We start from the raw sequence: 15,373 nt of genomic DNA on the forward strand, positions 1-15,373 counted from the left end.
CAAGGGAGGATAACTCGCTATGGCAATCGCCGTATGTTCAGGAAGCTTCGACCCTGTTACTTATGGGCATCTCGACATTATTGCGCGGGGTGCCAACGTTTTTGATAAGGTCATTGTTGCCGTCTTGATCAATTCTAAGAAAAACTCATTGTTTAGCGTAGAAGAGCGTGTCGATTTGCTTCGTCAGGCAACCGCTGACATGAAAAATGTAGAAGTGGACTCATTTGACGGCTTGTTGATTGACTATATGAACAAAAAGGGCGCGCAGGTGATCATTCGTGGTCTTCGCGCTGTTTCAGATTTTGAATATGAGATGCAAGTCGCCTCGATTAATAAAAAGCTCGATGAAAATATCGAAACGTTTTTCATGATGACAAACAATCAATATTCATACTTGAGTTCAAGTATTGTAAAGGAAGTTGCGAAATACAAGGCGAGTGTCGTCGATTTGGTGCCCCCGGTCGTCGAAGAGGCACTGAAGCGAAAAATGGCGGAGTAGATTATCGCGTCTTGCTGCGGTTCATGCGCGAAAGAGTCAGGCTGGTACATAACAGAATCGCACCGACGCCGATGGCGATTCCCCCTGATAGCAGCAAGGTCTCCCACCAATTTGTTTCCGGAATCTCAGATTTCACCTGCACAAATACGGGGACGGCTTTCTCCACGAACCAGGAGCTGACTGTGGCAAGAGGACCCCAAAAGACAAAGGTCAGAATCCCAGCTAGAAACGCGTGCAGCGCTCTGGCAATCAAGTAGGGGGCGACACGAATATCCGTTTCACTCAAGATACTCGCGACCTGCGCGTGAACACTCAAGCCGCCCCAGGACAATATCGCGCTGGCAATGGCCGCTTTCCAGACCAAGGAAACATTGTCAGGCACAATGCTCGCTGCTTGTGCGCCGAGAGTTACTTCGAACAATCCAGCCACGATTGCTTGGGAAAAAGTTGGTGGAAAACCAAAGGGACCGAGAATGATCGAGAGAAGCGTACTGATGATCTGTGTCAGATGAATCGTGGAGAATAGTTGAATTAATACCGAGAAAACAATGATGAAGCCTCCGATCATGAGCAATGTATTCAGGGCGGATTGCACAGCTTCTCCCATTAATCTTCCGAACGGACGTCCATCGCGGACACGTGCCCGATGCATCGCTTGCAAAGCGCGTAAAGGTAGTGGAAGTGAATTTTTCTCCAATGGGGCTGAAGTAATGGCAAAAGGTGCATGAAAACGATAGAGTACGCCCATGAGTACAGCTGACAAATAATGAGTTACAGCTAGCGTGATGCCCATTTGCTCACTGTGAAAAAATCCGATTGCCACTGCTCCCATGACGAATAAGGGGTCTCCCGTCGTTGTAAAAGAGACGAGACGTTCACCCTCAGCCTTCGTCACATTGCCTTGCAGACGCAGGCGTGTTGTCAGCTTTGCGGCTACCGGATAGCCGGATGAAAAGCCCATAGCCAATACGAACCCGCCAGTGCCTGGAACGTTAAACAGTGGGCGCATTAATGGCTCCAGTAACACGCCGACGAAATGTACGACGCCCAGACCCATCAACACCTCAGACAGCACAATAAAGGGAAGGGTAGAGGGGAAAACTACCTCCCACCATATTTTCAGACCGCGTACGGCAGCTTCAAAAGAAATCTGCGAGTAAGCAATCAACGAAATAACAATAAAAACTGTCGAGATGGCGAGCAACAAAGTAAGTACGGGTGAATGGCGTGACATGGATTCCTCCTGAATCGAAGAAAAGTAGTAGTACATGTCTACGTGGCAGGCGGGAGAACTATGCGTAAGCTTGGTCGACGAATATCTCCCAAGTGTGAAAGGTACAGCGATTTACCACATAGGCTAGTTACGGGGGAGGGGTTTTTCCATGGAGACAAAGCGTAAACCAATCGTGGGTGTAGCTCTGGGTTCTGGGGGCGCTCGCGGTTTTGCGCATATTGGTGTATTGAGTGCGCTAGAAGCACATGGCATCCAGATTGATATGCTGGCTGGCTCCAGTATGGGTAGTCTGATTGGAGCCGTCTATGCCAACGGAATTGAACCGCACATGATGGGAAAGCTTGCCCTTAATTTAAAACGCAAGCATTGGCTCGATTTGACTGTACCCAGTATGGGGTTTGTTACAGGGGAGAAGATCAAGCAATTAATTCGTCTATTAACGCACGGAAAGCGCTTGGAAGAGCTGAACAAGCCACTTGCTATTGTGGCAACAGATATTGAATCTGGAGAGCGAGTCGTTTTTCGTGAAGGCCCGATTGATCAAGCGGTGAGGGCGAGTATATCCATTCCAGGCATCTTCGTACCTGAAAAAGTAGGGGGGCGGCTTTTAGTCGACGGAGGAGTCATTGATCGTGTGCCTGTGACGGTGCTGCGTGAAATGGGTGCCGATATCGTGATTGCGGTAGATGTCGCCCAATTCGATACACGGATGGAGGTCAAAAGTATTTTTGATGTCATCGCCCAGACGATTGATGTGATGGAAAGGGAAATTCTGCGACATCGAATCATTGCAGCAGACATCGTAATCAGGCCGGATGTTGGACACTATAGCAGTATCGCGTACACGGGTGTCGAAGAAATTATCGAGCTAGGCGAACGTGCGGGAACTGAACATATCGAACGCATTCGGGAACTAATTGCAAATTGGGAGGCGCAAGAATGAGTGAGGAACAGCTTTATGCCAACAGACGCAGATCTACAGGAACCAGAGGCTTTAGCTGGATACTTGCCTTGGTTTTTGTCTTGTTGGGTATTTCTTTTTTTGTACCAACGAATTATTACGTGAGTCGTCCAGGTTCAGCGATTGAGTTGGGGCCGATGATTCAAGTGGAAGGCGGCAAAAAAGACGAGACCGGCGCCTTCATGCTCACGACGGTTCGAATGGGCGAAGCGAATTTGCCATGGTATTGGTATGCAAAAATGGCGCAGGATGTTGAGTTGATGCCCAAGGAACTCGTTGTCAGCAAGGGCGAGAACAGCGAAGATTTTATCCGCCGAGAACAAGCAGTTATGGACAATTCACAAAAAATTGCGGAGGCAGTCGCATTCCGTCTTGCCGGTTTTGAAGTGAAAGTTGAGAAGCAGGGCGTGTGGGTGATGGGTACCTTGGAGGGGTTCCCTGCCCATAAAAAATTGCAAATCGGTGATGTCATTACGTTTGTAGACGGAGTTCGCACGTCTGAGGCAAAAGATTTGCTGACAGCCCTCTCTGCAAAAAAAGCAGGCGATCAGGTCGAAATTACGTACACAAGAGATGGACAAGAGGCCAAAACGATGTTAACCTTGGAACCACTACCTGAATCCAAGTCAGTTGGAATTGGTGTACGCCCTGACAACAAACAGGAAATCATTATTCCGAAAGAAGTAACCATTGCCTCGCAAGGGATTGGTGGACCTTCTGCTGGATTGATGATGACGCTGGAGATTTATGACCAGTTAAATACGGAGACGGATTTGACTAAAGGCTATAAAATTGCAGGAACAGGCACGATTTCGTTAGACGGAAAAGTAGGCAGGATCGGTGGCATTAATCAAAAGGTAATCGCAGCGGACAAAGCGGGCGCAGAGATCTTCTTTGCTCCGCAGGATACGCCAGATACGAACTCCAATTATGAGGAGGCGTTAGCGACTGCCAAGCGGATTGGAACTTCAATGAAAGTGGTTCCGGTCAAGACGGTAGAAGAAGCGATTACGTACTTGAATGGACAAAAACCGAAATCTACATGAGCAAACTAGCTGTCAAGCAAAAATGGTTGACAAAGCTTTGGGCAGGGTCTATAATCATCTTTGTTGTGCATGAGGTGAAATGCTATGAACATTAAGTTAGCAGAGTTAGAGCACCGAAAAGGAGAGCCGTTGCCATTCCAGGTAACCTTGGATGCAGATGAGCTGAAGAAGCGCCACCATGAGATTCGCGGAATGACTCCTGTGACTGCGAGTGGTGAAGCTGTACAGCTAGGCAATCTCTATTACGTAAAAGGAAGCATGAAGGCAGATGTGAATTTTGTCTGCGCAAGATGCTTGAATCCTTTTGTCGATCAGGCAACAGTAGATTTCTCTGAGACATTTGCGCTTGCGGATGATCCAATCCTGCAAGATGACGAGGACAGCGATATTCTTCCTCTGGAAGGCGATGAAATCCAGCTGGACTCGCTGCTGCAAGAGGATTTCTTACTGGCAATGCCGACCTTCCCGCTTTGCGAGGAGGATTGCAAAGGTCTGTGCCCGACTTGCGGTGTGAACCGTAATGAAGTGGCATGCAGCTGCAAGAATGAGCGTGTTGACCCGCGATTGGCTGGGTTGGCTGACTTTTTCAAAGACAGCAAATAAGTATTCCTACTGTATTCAAGATGATTCGCCGACCATTCGTGGCAGCGTCTCATTTTTGAAGGATGGCATAAGCATTTTGCCTATACTGTCCACCCAATAGAGCTTCTTAGCATTTGTCAGTTGAAGGAGGTGTAAGGAAGATGGCAGTACCTCAACGGAGAACTTCCAAAACCCGTAAAAGAATGCGTCGTACGCACTTCAAATTAGAGATTCCAGGCATGATCAAATGCGATAATTGCAGCGAATACAAGCTTGCGCATCGTGTTTGCCCAAGCTGCGGTCACTACAAAGGCGTGAAAGTAGCGAAGTAATATTCGCTGCTAAGAAAGCAAGGTGAGAAATCGCCTTGCTTTTTTTGTTCTATTATACTGCTTATGATTACTTACAAACGCTTATTATCGCTTGCGTAAATTGCTTAAATGACTTATAATGAAGTCAAGAGAAGGATGGGGTTGAGGCTTCGTGTTTCAAGAGGAGAGGCTCGCTGCGATTCTTGCGTATTTGCAGGAGTACCAGCGAATCAGCGTGCAAGAGGTAGTTGAGCAGTTTGGCGTTTCCCGTGACACAGCGAGGCGTGATATGGTCAAGCTGGAGGAGCAGGGTCAAATCCTGCGAACCAGAGGAGGAGCAGTATTGCCCAGCCTCAACAAAAAGAACTACTCCCATCAGGAACGTATGCAGCTTGATTTGACAGGAAAGCGCAGTATTGCAGCAGCGGCGGCCCGTCTGATCAAAGATGGCGATTACTTACTGCTCGATGCGTCCACAACTGTTCAGCTCACGGTGGAAACCTTGCAGACCCGCGACCATGTCATTATCACGAATTCATTAGCGACTGCCGCCAGTATGTCCCGAAAAGAAGGCGTTCTTGTCAAGCTTTTGGGCGGAGACGTACATGCAGAGGATCAATGTGTGCTCGGTACACGCGTGATTCAAAACCTCGCTGATTTTCATGTGGATAAGGTACTGGTTGGTGCATGCGGTCTTACAAAGGAAGGACTCATGTCTACGCAGGAAGATCACGGCTTTCTGATCAAAGAAATGATCAAACGCGCCGATCAAGTGATCATACTCACCGACCATACCAAGTTTGGAAAAAGCATGCTGTATCGCGTTGCCGGTTTTGATCAGATCGATATTATTGTGACCGATAAGCTGCCTGAAAAGGAAATAGCTGAGGCTCTGCACGCCAACGATGTAGAGGTGATTGTAGCTTCCACATGAAGCTATTGATCCATAAAAAAGAGGATAAGTTCCATTTGGCTGGCGTGAATGGGTGACCAGCGTGACAGCAAATGGATTTATCAGGGAGAGTCCTTCGAATGGGAAGGGCTCTTTCTTTTTTTCTTGCATTTGTGTACGGCCCCTGCTATTCTAGTAATCCTGACTTTTCCAAGAGGAGGGTTCTATGGTCTATTGGCGGATTATTCGCAAGAGCTATCGTCGAAATCTTCAGTATCGTTTATCGCATGTCATCAACAATGTCGCAAGCTCGATTTTTGGGCTTGTTTTTATTGCCATTTGGACGGGTGTCCTTTCTGGAAAACAAGTATACGGCCCCTATGATGTCAAAACGATGGGGTATTACATCGCGATTTGCCAAAGTGTTCTCTGGATGACGACATTTATCTCGCCGGGTCTGAATGTGCAAATAGCGGTAAGAAGCGGGGCTGTCAGTCTGGATATGATCAAGCCTGTTCATTATCTTTGGTACATGCTCAGTCAGGAGTTTGGGCGACTTTTGTACAACGCTTGTTACAGAAGTGTTCCGATCGGCTTGCTGCTAGGATTAGTGGTAGGCTTCTTTTTTCCCTCCGATCCGTTCACTTATTTCTTGTTTATCCTCTCGCTTCTGCTAGGAACTTACGTAGGCATGCTGCTCTTTTATCTCACGGGCATTTCCTCCTTCTGGACGACAGAAATTCGCTGGGTACACCTCATCCTTTTGTCATTGATCTTCGGGTTAGGTGGACAAATGATTCCGATAGACTTGATGCCCGGGATGATTGGAAAGGTAGCTCCTTATTTGCCCTTTTCCGCGATGATTTATTATCCGGTCATGACCTTGCTAGAGCTTGCTCCTCCTTATGCCATGCTTGTCCAAGCTGGCTGGGCACTCGTTTTGACAGCGGTTGCTTTATTGGTGACGAACATGGCTAGAAGAAAGCTAGAAATTCAAGGAGGATAACCACATGTTTGCCCTCTATCGCAAACTGATTGCGGCCAGCATTCGTTCGCAAATGCAGTACAAGATAAATTTTGTCACGAGCGCTGCCACGACCGGAATGATTATGGTGCTTGATTTTATTATTCTTTCTGCGATTTTGTACCGATTTCACGATGTGGTTGGATGGAATATATACGAGGTTGGGATGCTTTACGGGATTTCCTCGGCATCTGTTTCCTTGTATCGACTATTTGCCCCGGAAATCAACGACTTTGAGAAGTACATTGTACAAGGGGAGCTCGATCAATTGCTCATCCGTCCTGTTTCACCTTTGCTTCTGCTATTGACACGCAATCTTGATTTGTCGAGAGTGGGAGGGTTGGTGCAAGGAGTGTCTGTTTTGGTCATCTCATTGTCGGGTCTTGCGGTGGAAGGGAAATCGATCATGGGGTTGGTGCTATTTTCACCGGTTGCCATTTTGTCTGGCGGAGTGATTTATTTCTCCATTGGCCTTGCTACGGCTGGGGTCGCCTTTTGGACGCATCAGATGAAAGACATGCTGACCTTTACCATTTATGCGCCAGCCAATGCTTCCAATTATCCGATCGGGCTATATCCAAACTGGCTCAAATGGCTGTTTTTCTCAGCGATACCGATCGCGTACATGAATTATTTGCCAATGTTGACGCTGTTGGGTAAAGGGGGCGAATGGTTTTATCCGTTACTCACCCCGATAGCCGCAGCGGTTGCTTTTTATTTCGCTCGTATGCTGTGGAATGTCGGGATTCGACATTACCATAGTACTGGGAGCTAAGGAGGAGTAACATGATTGAAGCAAAGCACATCGAAAAATCATTTTTCCTGAATCAAGCGAAAGAGGGGCGCTTTGCTTCTCTACGAACACTCTTTTCTCGTGAACGAAGGGAAGTCAAAGCGGTCCACGATATCTCCTTTTCCATTGACAGAGGCGAGTTCGTGGGATATATCGGGCCGAATGGCGCAGGAAAATCGACGACAATCAAGATGCTCGCAGGAATTCTTCATCCCAGTCAGGGGGAAATACGAATAGGCGGCTATAGTCCACAGCGGGAAAGAATGCAAGTAGCTTCACAAATTGGTGTGGTGTTCGGGCAGCGAACACAGCTATGGTGGGATCTGCCAGTCAAAGACTCCTTCGAAATTTTGCAAGCGATGTACAAGATTGAAGAAAAGGCATATCGGCGATCGATGGAGGCGTATCAGGAACTGCTGGATCTGCATGAATTCCTGGATACGCCAGTGCGTAAGCTGTCATTGGGTCAGAGAATGAGAGCTGATTTAGCAGCAGCACTGCTGCATGATCCGCCGGTCCTATTTTTAGATGAGCCTACGATTGGTTTGGATGTGGTCGCGAAGACGCGCATCAGAGCGTTTTTGAAAGAAGTGAATCAATCCCAGAAGAAGACCATTTTATTGACGACTCATGATATGGACGATATCGAGCAACTCTGCAACCGAATCATCGTGATCAACCATGGCAAAAAGATGATGGATACGAGCTTGGCCGATTTGCGACGCCAGATAGGGCTGCCAAGCCTCATTCGAATTGAATTTCGACAACTGCCCGAAAAGCTTTACGACCTAGAGGGGATCGAGCGGATGGAGCTATCAGAGAATGTACTTTCGATATACTTCGACAAAGGAAAAATTTCTTCTCCGCGAATTCTTGCCGAAGTGGCGGGGTGGGGTGAGCCTTTGGACATTCAGATGAAAGAACCCGGGATTGAGGAGATCATTCGGCTCATTTATCGTTAGGGACGGTTACCTAAATTCGTGAACGATACTTGTAATTCCACATCTTCTCCCTTATACTGTGTTTTGGTACCAGGTATTAAAAACAGCTCGCAATCATACATAGTACAATTGAATCCTGCTTAAGGGGGTGTTCGGCATCGCCCGCTTGCCAAAAAAAGATCGCCAGTCCCGCTTAGTGCAGTATCTGGCGGATAATCCATTTGCGACGGACGAAGATCTGGCTGAGTTATTTCATGTCAGTATTCAAACCATACGTTTAGACCGATTGGAATTAGGGATACCGGAGTTGCGTGAACGCATTAAGACAGTTGCAGAGAAAAGTCTTGATCCTGTAAAATCATTGGGCATCGATGAAGTCATCGGTGAAATGGTTGATCTACAGCTCGATTCACAGGCTATTTCCGTATTGGAAATAAAAGAAGAACACGTTTTTTCGAAAACACAAATTGCCAGAGGGCATTATATATTTGCTCAGGCCAACTCATTGGCGGTAGCAGTAATTAACGCAGACGTAGCGTTGACAGCTACGGCGAGAATCCGCTTTGTCCGTCCTGTACGAGCAGGGGAGAAGCTGGTTGCTAAAGCAGTGGTGAGAAGCCGTAACGGCGACGAATGCAAGGTACGTGTAGAGACGAAGGTCCAAGGTGAATTGGTCTTTACCGCAACCTTCCGTGTAGTTGAGATGTCGAGCTACCATAACAGCATGGATGAGGAGTAAGGAGGAGTCACGGTTGCGAATTGCAGTGGATGCGATGGGCGGCGATCACGCACCGAAGAGTACCGTTTTAGGGGCGCTTGCTGCCATCAAGGAAAACCCGGCCATTACAGTTGTATTGGTGGGAGATGAACAGGCTATTCGGAACCACTTGCCGCAGGATATTCCGGCAAACATTGAAATCGTTCCTGCAGCGGAAGTGATTTTGCCAGATGATGAACCGGTTCGAGCTGTTCGGCGTAAGAAAAATTCTTCGCTGGTTGTAGCAGTTGAGATGGCGCGCGAGAAAAAAGTTGACGCGATGATCTCGGCTGGGAATACGGGTGCATTAATGACAGCAGGCTTGTTGTACGCAGGTCGCATGGATGGAATCGAGCGTCCTGCGCTTTGTGCCTATATCCCGAATACAAAAGGCCGAGTAACGCTGACACTGGACGTCGGAGCCAATATGGATGCCAAGCCGCATCAGCTTGTACAATACGCAGTGATGGGGAGCTTGTATGCTGAAAAAGTGTTGGGCTTCGAGCGGCCGACAGTAGGCTTGCTGAATGTCGGGACGGAAGAAGGAAAAGGGAACGAATTGACGAAAGCAGTTTTTCCTCTCCTTCAAGAAGCTGACTTGAACTTTGTAGGAAACGTGGAAGCACGCGATGTTATGCAAGGAGCCTGTGATGTGCTCGTATGCGACGGCTTTGTAGGGAACGTTTTGTTAAAGGCCGTAGAGGGTGCTGCTTCCACTATCTTTTCGCAGTTGAAGCAGGAATTTACTTCCAGCCTGATTAATAAGCTAGGTGCGGCCATTCTGAAACCGGGATTGGTTCGCTTTAAAAAGAAAATGGATTATGCGGAATACGGCGGTGCTCCCTTGCTGGGATTGAAATCCCCAGTGATCAAGGCCCACGGTTCCTCAAATGAGCGTGCAATGAAAAACGCGATCGTCAGTGCTACGCGGTTTATTCAGCAGGACGTGAACGAGGTTATCCAGCAATCATTACAGAAAAATACTTTGGGAGAAAGCGAGTGAAGCAGATGAGTGCAAAGCGTTCAGTAGGGATTTTGTCTACAGGCTCTTATACCCCGGAGCGGGTGTTGACGAACTTTGATCTGGAGAAAATGGTGGAAACCTCTGATGAGTGGATTGTTTCCCGTACCGGAATCAGAGAACGCCGCATTAGCTCACCGGAGCAAGCTTCCTCCGACTTGGCTTACGAGGCTGCCAAAGAAGCGCTCGAAAAAGCAAACATCAGCGCGGAACAGCTGGATATGATCATTGTCGCTACCGTAACGCCTGACATGTCTTTCCCGTCTACTGCTTGCTTGCTGCAAGAAAAGCTGGGTGCTACACGCGCCGCTGCGATGGATCTTTCCGCGGCTTGCACAGGCTTTTTGTACGGAATTACAACAGCGACTCAGTTCATCCAAAACGGTTTGTATAAAAAAGTATTGGTCGTAGGCGTTGAGACCTTGTCCAAAATTACGAATTACAAAGATCGAAATACATGTGTGTTGTTCGGAGATGGTGCGGGTGCGGCTGTTATCGGGGAAGTTACCGAGGGCTATGGCTTCCAGTCCTTTGAGCTCGGGGCAGATGGGTCAGGCGGGTCCCTCTTGTGCTTGCCAGCAGGTGGTTCCAGAACGCCTGCATCTGTTGAGTCTGTGGAACAAGGACTGCATTATCTCTACATGACAGGCGGAGAAGTTTTCAAATTCGCTGTTCGCGTCATGAATTCAGCAACAGAGGCTGTCTTGTCCAAAGCAGGCGTATCGAAGGATGAGATCGACCTGTTGGTACCGCATCAGGCAAACAAACGCATCATCGACTCCGCTGTACAGCGTTTCGGTCTGTCTGAGGATAAAGTTGCGATCAACCTGGATCGCTATGGAAACATGTCTTCTGCTTCCATTCCAGTAGCGTTGGATGAAGCAGTAAAGGCTGGTCGCGTAAAAGAAGGCGATAACCTGATTCTGGTTGGGTTTGGTGGCGGCTTGACTTGGGGAGCGACGCTCTTGAAGTGGTGCACGACTCCGGTAGAAGGGAGCAAGTAAGAATGGGGAAAATAGCCTTTGTTTTTCCGGGGCAAGGTTCACAATTTGTAGGAATGGGACAAGCTCTCTCCGAACAATCGGAAGCGGCCCGTCACATATTTGAGCAGGCTGATGAAGCGCTCGGCTTTTCCTTGTCGGGACTTTGTTTTGAAGGACCAGAAGAGGAATTGAAGCTGACCGCAAACACACAGCCAGCTATTTTGACAGCAAGCATCGCTGTTATGGCAGCTTTGAACGAAAAGTTGCCTGACTATAAGCCTGCGTTCGTAGCGGGCCACAGTTTGGGTGAGTATTCTGCTTTGGTTGCAGCCGGGGCCTTGTCCTTTGCAGATGCAGTCAAAACAGTGCGAGCTCGTGGTCAGTTCATGGAAGAGGCAGTTCCAGCTGGACAAGGTGCAATGGCCGCTGTCTTGAACTTGGATCGCGCGGCACTGCATGCGGTTTGTGAAGAAGTAACAGCATCTGGACATCCTGTTCAATTAGCGAACATAAACTGCCCGGGGCAAATTGTCATCTCTGGTTCTGCTGAAGGTGTGAAGCTGGCCGGTGAAAAAGCGAAGGAAGCGGGCGCAAAGCGTGTCCTTCCATTGAATGTAAGCGGTCCGTTCCACTCGAGCTTGATGCAGCCAGCAGCAGATAAACTGCAAGCAGTTTTAGCTGGCGTTACAGTACAAGAAGCGACCGTGCCTGTTGTGGCAAACGTAACGGCTAGACCGGTGTCTGAGGCTACAATCATTGTAGATCAATTGGTTCAACAAGTTTCCGCTCCAGTTTTGTGGGAGGATTCTGTGCAATGGATGGTCGAAGCAGGCGTGACCACTTTTGTTGAAATCGGGCCAGGAAAAGTTTTGGCTGGATTGATCAAGAAAATCGCACCAGCGGATACGACAATTATCTCTGTACAGGATATGGATTCGCTTACTGAGCTTTTGAACGGAGGGATACTATGTTAACAGGAAAGACAGCACTGGTCACAGGGGCTTCCCGTGGTATTGGGCGTGCGATTGCATTGAAGCTGGCAGAAGCTGGCGCGAATGTAGTTGTCAATTATGCAGGTAGTGAAGCGGCAGCGAGCGAGACTGTTGCGCTTATTAAGGAAATGGGCCGCGATGCCATCATGATTCGCGCAAACGTTTCTTCTACGGAAGATGTCAACGACATGTTCAAAGCTGCCCTGGATCATTTTGGTGCGATTGATATTCTCGTGAACAATGCGGGAATTACTCGCGACAACCTGATCATGCGCATGAAAGAAGACGAGTGGGACGATGTTATTGCGACGAATCTGAAGGGTGTATTCAACTGCGTCAAGGCAGCGACACGCCCAATGATGAAGCAGCGTTCAGGCAAAATCATCAACATCACTTCTGTGGTAGGTGTTTTGGGGAACGCTGGACAAGCAAACTACGTGGCGGCAAAAGCTGGAGTTATTGGCTTGACGAAGACGGCTGCTCGCGAGCTGGCTAGCCGTAATATCACGGTGAATGCTGTTGCGCCAGGATTTATCGATACAGAAATGACTGCTGTATTGCCGGAGGATGTCAAAGCAGGGCTCACAAGCCAAATTCCGCTTGCCCGCTTGGGACAAACAGATGATATCGCATCTGTCGTGCTATTCCTGGCATCCGACGCAGCCAACTACATGACAGGGCAGACGCTGCACGTAGATGGCGGAATGTACATGTAGGAAGAAAACTACCGAGCATTTTCTGAAAACTGGTTTTTTGAAAGCTCATCCACTATAATACGGGAGAGGGGGTGAAGCAAGATGGCAGATACTTTGGAGCGTGTGAAGAAAATCATCGTCGATCGTCTGGGTGTAGATGAGTCCAAAATTACTTTGGAAGCTTCTTTCAAAGAAGACCTGGGCGCTGACTCCCTGGATGTGGTTGAACTCGTAATGGAACTCGAAGATGAGTTTGATTTAGAGATTTCCGACGAAGATGCTGAAAAGATCACTTCTGTTGGTGAGGTTGTTAAATACATAGAATCTCACAAGTAGGTTGATCTGTTGGAAGTCCCGTACCATACGGGACTTCTCCTTCAATAGTCACCTGTACATAATCCAAACAAATACACGTTTTGCAAGCAGTGAATATAAGAAGCTGACTGCTGACTTTCATATAGAGGTGATTGTAATGAAACGCAGAGTGGTGATTACTGGCGTTGGTGTCGTTTCTCCAGTAGGGAATGACGCACAGACTTTCTGGAACAGCTTGCTGGAAGGAAAATCAGGCATTGACCGTGTGGCTGCCTTTGACGCTTCTGATTATCCAACACAAATTGCAGGCGAAGTGAAAAACTTCGATCCTGAGCAGTATATGGACAAGAAAGATATCCGACGTACAGACCGATTCGTTCAGTTTGGATTAGCTGCTGCCAAAATGGCTGTAGAAGATGCAAAACTGGAGATCACGCCAGAAAATGCGGAACGAGTGGGTGTATACATCGGGTCCGGAATCGGTGGTCTGACTACATGGGAAGAACAGCATTCCGTATTGTTGGAAAAAGGACCGCGTCGCGTGAGTCCATTCTTCATTCCGATGCTGATTGCGAACATGGCGTCTGGTGCAGTATCCATTCAATACGGAGCAAAAGGACCAACTTCCAGTGCGATTACCGCTTGTGCGACAGGTACAAATGCAATCGGTGATGCACTGCGTCTGATCCAGTTCGATCACGCAGATGTCATGATCGCAGGTGGAGCAGAAGCAACCGTGCGTCCAATGGCATTTGCAGGCTTTTGCTCAGCGAAAGCGATGTCCACCAGAAACGATGACCCGCAAAAAGCGAGTCGTCCGTTTGACAAAGATCGAGATGGCTTCGTAATGGGCGAAGGTGCTGGTGTGCTGATCTTGGAAGAGCTCGAGCATGCGAAAAAACGTGGAGCAACGATTATCGCGGAAGTCATTGGCTACGGGATGAGCGCAGATGCACACCATATTACTTCTCCATCTCCTGGTGGCGAAGGGGCAGCGCGTTGCATGGCAAGTGCACTGAAAGACGCTGGCGTTGACCCAACGGAAGTCCAATATATTAATGCACATGGTACTTCTACTGGCCAAGGAGATATCGCAGAAACACAAGCGATCAAGAGTGTGTTTGGCGAGCACGCATACAAATTGGCTGTCAGCTCGACCAAATCGATGACAGGCCATTTGTTGGGTGCTACTGGTGGAGTCGAGGCAATCGCGACGGCATATGCACTGCGTGATCAAGTATTGCCTCCGACAATTAACTTGGAAAACCCGGATCCAGAATGTGATCTGGACTATGTTCCGAACCATGCGCGCAAGGCGACCGTCAATGTGGCTGTTTCCAATACATTTGGATTCGGCGGTCACAACGCAACGGTAATCCTGAAGCGATACGAAGCATAAATGAGCCCTACTGATAGAAAAAGTAGGCAGTCTCCTGGAATGGTGGTGAGGGTGATGAATTTTGCACAGCTGCAAGAAACGATAGGCTTTCGCTTTCGCGATGAAAGCGTTTTGCGGCAGGCATTCACCCATTCTTCCTACGTGAACGAGCAACGCGGCAAACGTATATCAGACAATGAGCGGCTAGAGTTTTTGGGGGATGCTGTGTTGGAGTTGACTGTCTCCCAGTTTTTGTATAAAACTTTTCCGAAGATGAGCGAAGGGGAAATGACGAAGCTGCGTGCAGCTATTGTCTGTGAACCTTCTCTCGTCAAGTTTGCTGAACTGTTGAATTTTGGCGATCTCGTATTGCTGGGAAAAGGGGAAGAGCTGACAGGTGGACGTCAGCGACCAGCCTTGCTAGCGGACGTTTTTGAGGCGTTTGTAGGTGCGCTTTACTTGGATCAGGGGTTGGACGCAGTCTTTTCCTTTATGGAAAAATACGTGTACCCGCGCATCGACAAGGGAGAGTTTGCCCAGGTAACAGACTTCAAGAGCCAGTTGCAGGAATTTGTTCAACAAGACAATCTGGGAGACATCCATTACCGAATTGTAGAAGAAAAAGGACCAGCTCATAATCGAGAATTCGTATCTGAGGTGCTTTTGAACAATCGTTCGCTTGGCATCGGCTCTGGCCGCTCCAAAAAGGAAGCGGAACAGCAAGCTGCTGCACGAGCGTTGGTCAAGCTGGGGGATAAATAATCACTCGTCAGCGAGAAGGGCTGCATCATCTGCTACAAGATGGTGCAGCTTTTTTCTTTCGGGTGGGAAACATAGGGAAAATACTGCGAGATGACCGCTATCTATGATACACTTACCTACAGATGACCATGTAGGCTCGTAGTAGGTAGCTCCTGTTCGATGCAGGGGCTTCTTTTCGGGTGCCATC

At 48.3% G+C, this 15,373-nt stretch carries 18 protein-coding genes; 17 read left to right on the forward strand and 1 reads right to left on the reverse strand.

Annotated features, from left to right (window positions below):
• The first annotated feature begins 19 nt into the window (after nt 1–19).
• Nucleotides 20–499: a pantetheine-phosphate adenylyltransferase gene (coaD, locus tag HP568_RS08760; protein WP_173628884.1), complete on the forward strand. Its 480-nt coding sequence runs from the start codon at nt 20–22 to the stop codon at nt 497–499.
• A 1-nt stretch (nt 500) separates the two neighbouring features.
• Here coaD and ylbJ read toward each other — a convergent pair whose 3' ends face one another.
• Complete coding sequence (gene ylbJ / locus HP568_RS08765; RefSeq protein WP_173628885.1) at nt 501–1,733, reverse strand: sporulation integral membrane protein YlbJ; 1,233 nt, start codon at nt 1,731–1,733, stop codon at nt 501–503.
• Nucleotides 1,734–1,881: 148 nt separating this feature from the next.
• Between ylbJ and HP568_RS08770 the strand changes: the two genes are divergently transcribed.
• From HP568_RS08770 to rnc, 16 genes are all read left to right on the forward strand, one after another.
• A complete protein-coding gene (locus HP568_RS08770; RefSeq protein WP_048033584.1) occupies nt 1,882–2,676 on the forward strand; it encodes a patatin-like phospholipase family protein in 795 nt (264 codons plus the stop codon).
• Nucleotides 2,673–3,740: a SepM family pheromone-processing serine protease gene (locus HP568_RS08775; RefSeq protein ID WP_048033583.1), complete on the forward strand. Its 1,068-nt coding sequence runs from the start codon at nt 2,673–2,675 to the stop codon at nt 3,738–3,740. Before HP568_RS08770 ends, HP568_RS08775 begins: the two co-directional genes overlap by 4 nt.
• Before the next feature lie 84 nt (nt 3,741–3,824).
• Nucleotides 3,825–4,343 (forward strand): YceD family protein, encoded by a 519-nt coding sequence (locus HP568_RS08780; RefSeq protein WP_048033582.1) that lies wholly within the window; start codon nt 3,825–3,827, stop codon nt 4,341–4,343.
• A 140-nt stretch (nt 4,344–4,483) separates the two neighbouring features.
• Nucleotides 4,484–4,654: a 50S ribosomal protein L32 gene (gene rpmF, locus HP568_RS08785; RefSeq protein ID WP_005834357.1), complete on the forward strand. Its 171-nt coding sequence runs from the start codon at nt 4,484–4,486 to the stop codon at nt 4,652–4,654.
• A 151-nt stretch (nt 4,655–4,805) separates the two neighbouring features.
• Nucleotides 4,806–5,567 (forward strand): DeoR/GlpR family DNA-binding transcription regulator, encoded by a 762-nt coding sequence (locus tag HP568_RS08790; protein WP_173628886.1) that lies wholly within the window; start codon nt 4,806–4,808, stop codon nt 5,565–5,567.
• A gap of 184 nt (nt 5,568–5,751) precedes the next feature.
• Nucleotides 5,752–6,531, forward strand: coding sequence for an ABC transporter permease (locus HP568_RS08795; protein ID WP_173628887.1), 780 nt, complete (start codon nt 5,752–5,754; stop codon nt 6,529–6,531).
• A gap of 4 nt (nt 6,532–6,535) precedes the next feature.
• On the forward strand, nt 6,536–7,324 hold the full coding sequence (locus HP568_RS08800) for an ABC transporter permease (RefSeq protein WP_048033579.1): 789 nt from the start codon (nt 6,536–6,538) through the stop codon (nt 7,322–7,324).
• An 11-nt stretch (nt 7,325–7,335) separates the two neighbouring features.
• Nucleotides 7,336–8,304 carry an ABC transporter ATP-binding protein gene (locus tag HP568_RS08805; RefSeq protein ID WP_173628888.1) on the forward strand — a complete coding sequence of 323 codons (969 nt, stop codon included), beginning with the start codon at nt 7,336–7,338 and terminating at the stop codon, nt 8,302–8,304.
• 127 nt (nt 8,305–8,431) lie between these two features.
• Nucleotides 8,432–9,022 carry a transcription factor FapR gene (fapR, locus tag HP568_RS08810; protein WP_048033577.1) on the forward strand — a complete coding sequence of 197 codons (591 nt, stop codon included), beginning with the start codon at nt 8,432–8,434 and terminating at the stop codon, nt 9,020–9,022.
• 13 nt (nt 9,023–9,035) lie between these two features.
• Complete coding sequence (gene plsX / locus HP568_RS08815) at nt 9,036–10,043, forward strand: phosphate acyltransferase PlsX (RefSeq protein WP_017249375.1); 1,008 nt, start codon at nt 9,036–9,038, stop codon at nt 10,041–10,043.
• Between the two features lie 5 nt (nt 10,044–10,048).
• Nucleotides 10,049–11,065 carry a beta-ketoacyl-ACP synthase III gene (locus HP568_RS08820; RefSeq protein WP_048035886.1) on the forward strand — a complete coding sequence of 339 codons (1,017 nt, stop codon included), beginning with the start codon at nt 10,049–10,051 and terminating at the stop codon, nt 11,063–11,065.
• A gap of 2 nt (nt 11,066–11,067) precedes the next feature.
• Nucleotides 11,068–12,018, forward strand: a complete 951-nt coding sequence (gene fabD, locus HP568_RS08825; RefSeq protein WP_048033576.1) for an ACP S-malonyltransferase — start codon at nt 11,068–11,070, stop codon at nt 12,016–12,018.
• Nucleotides 12,012–12,752 carry a 3-oxoacyl-[acyl-carrier-protein] reductase gene (gene fabG / locus HP568_RS08830; RefSeq protein ID WP_047068008.1) on the forward strand — a complete coding sequence of 247 codons (741 nt, stop codon included), beginning with the start codon at nt 12,012–12,014 and terminating at the stop codon, nt 12,750–12,752. Before fabD ends, fabG begins: the two co-directional genes overlap by 7 nt.
• 81 nt (nt 12,753–12,833) lie before the next feature.
• The gene (gene acpP, locus HP568_RS08835) at nt 12,834–13,067 is read left to right on the forward strand and encodes an acyl carrier protein (protein ID WP_005834336.1); all 234 of its coding nucleotides are present in this window, start codon (nt 12,834–12,836) and stop codon (nt 13,065–13,067) included.
• A 136-nt stretch (nt 13,068–13,203) separates the two neighbouring features.
• Nucleotides 13,204–14,445: a beta-ketoacyl-ACP synthase II gene (gene fabF, locus HP568_RS08840; RefSeq protein ID WP_048033575.1), complete on the forward strand. Its 1,242-nt coding sequence runs from the start codon at nt 13,204–13,206 to the stop codon at nt 14,443–14,445.
• A 54-nt stretch (nt 14,446–14,499) separates the two neighbouring features.
• Complete coding sequence (gene rnc, locus HP568_RS08845) at nt 14,500–15,186, forward strand: ribonuclease III (RefSeq protein WP_026043146.1); 687 nt, start codon at nt 14,500–14,502, stop codon at nt 15,184–15,186.
• Nucleotides 15,187–15,373 lie beyond the last annotated feature (187 nt).

The organism is Brevibacillus sp. MS2.2, assembly GCF_013284345.1.
Classification (GTDB): domain Bacteria; phylum Bacillota; class Bacilli; order Brevibacillales; family Brevibacillaceae; genus Brevibacillus; species Brevibacillus brevis_C.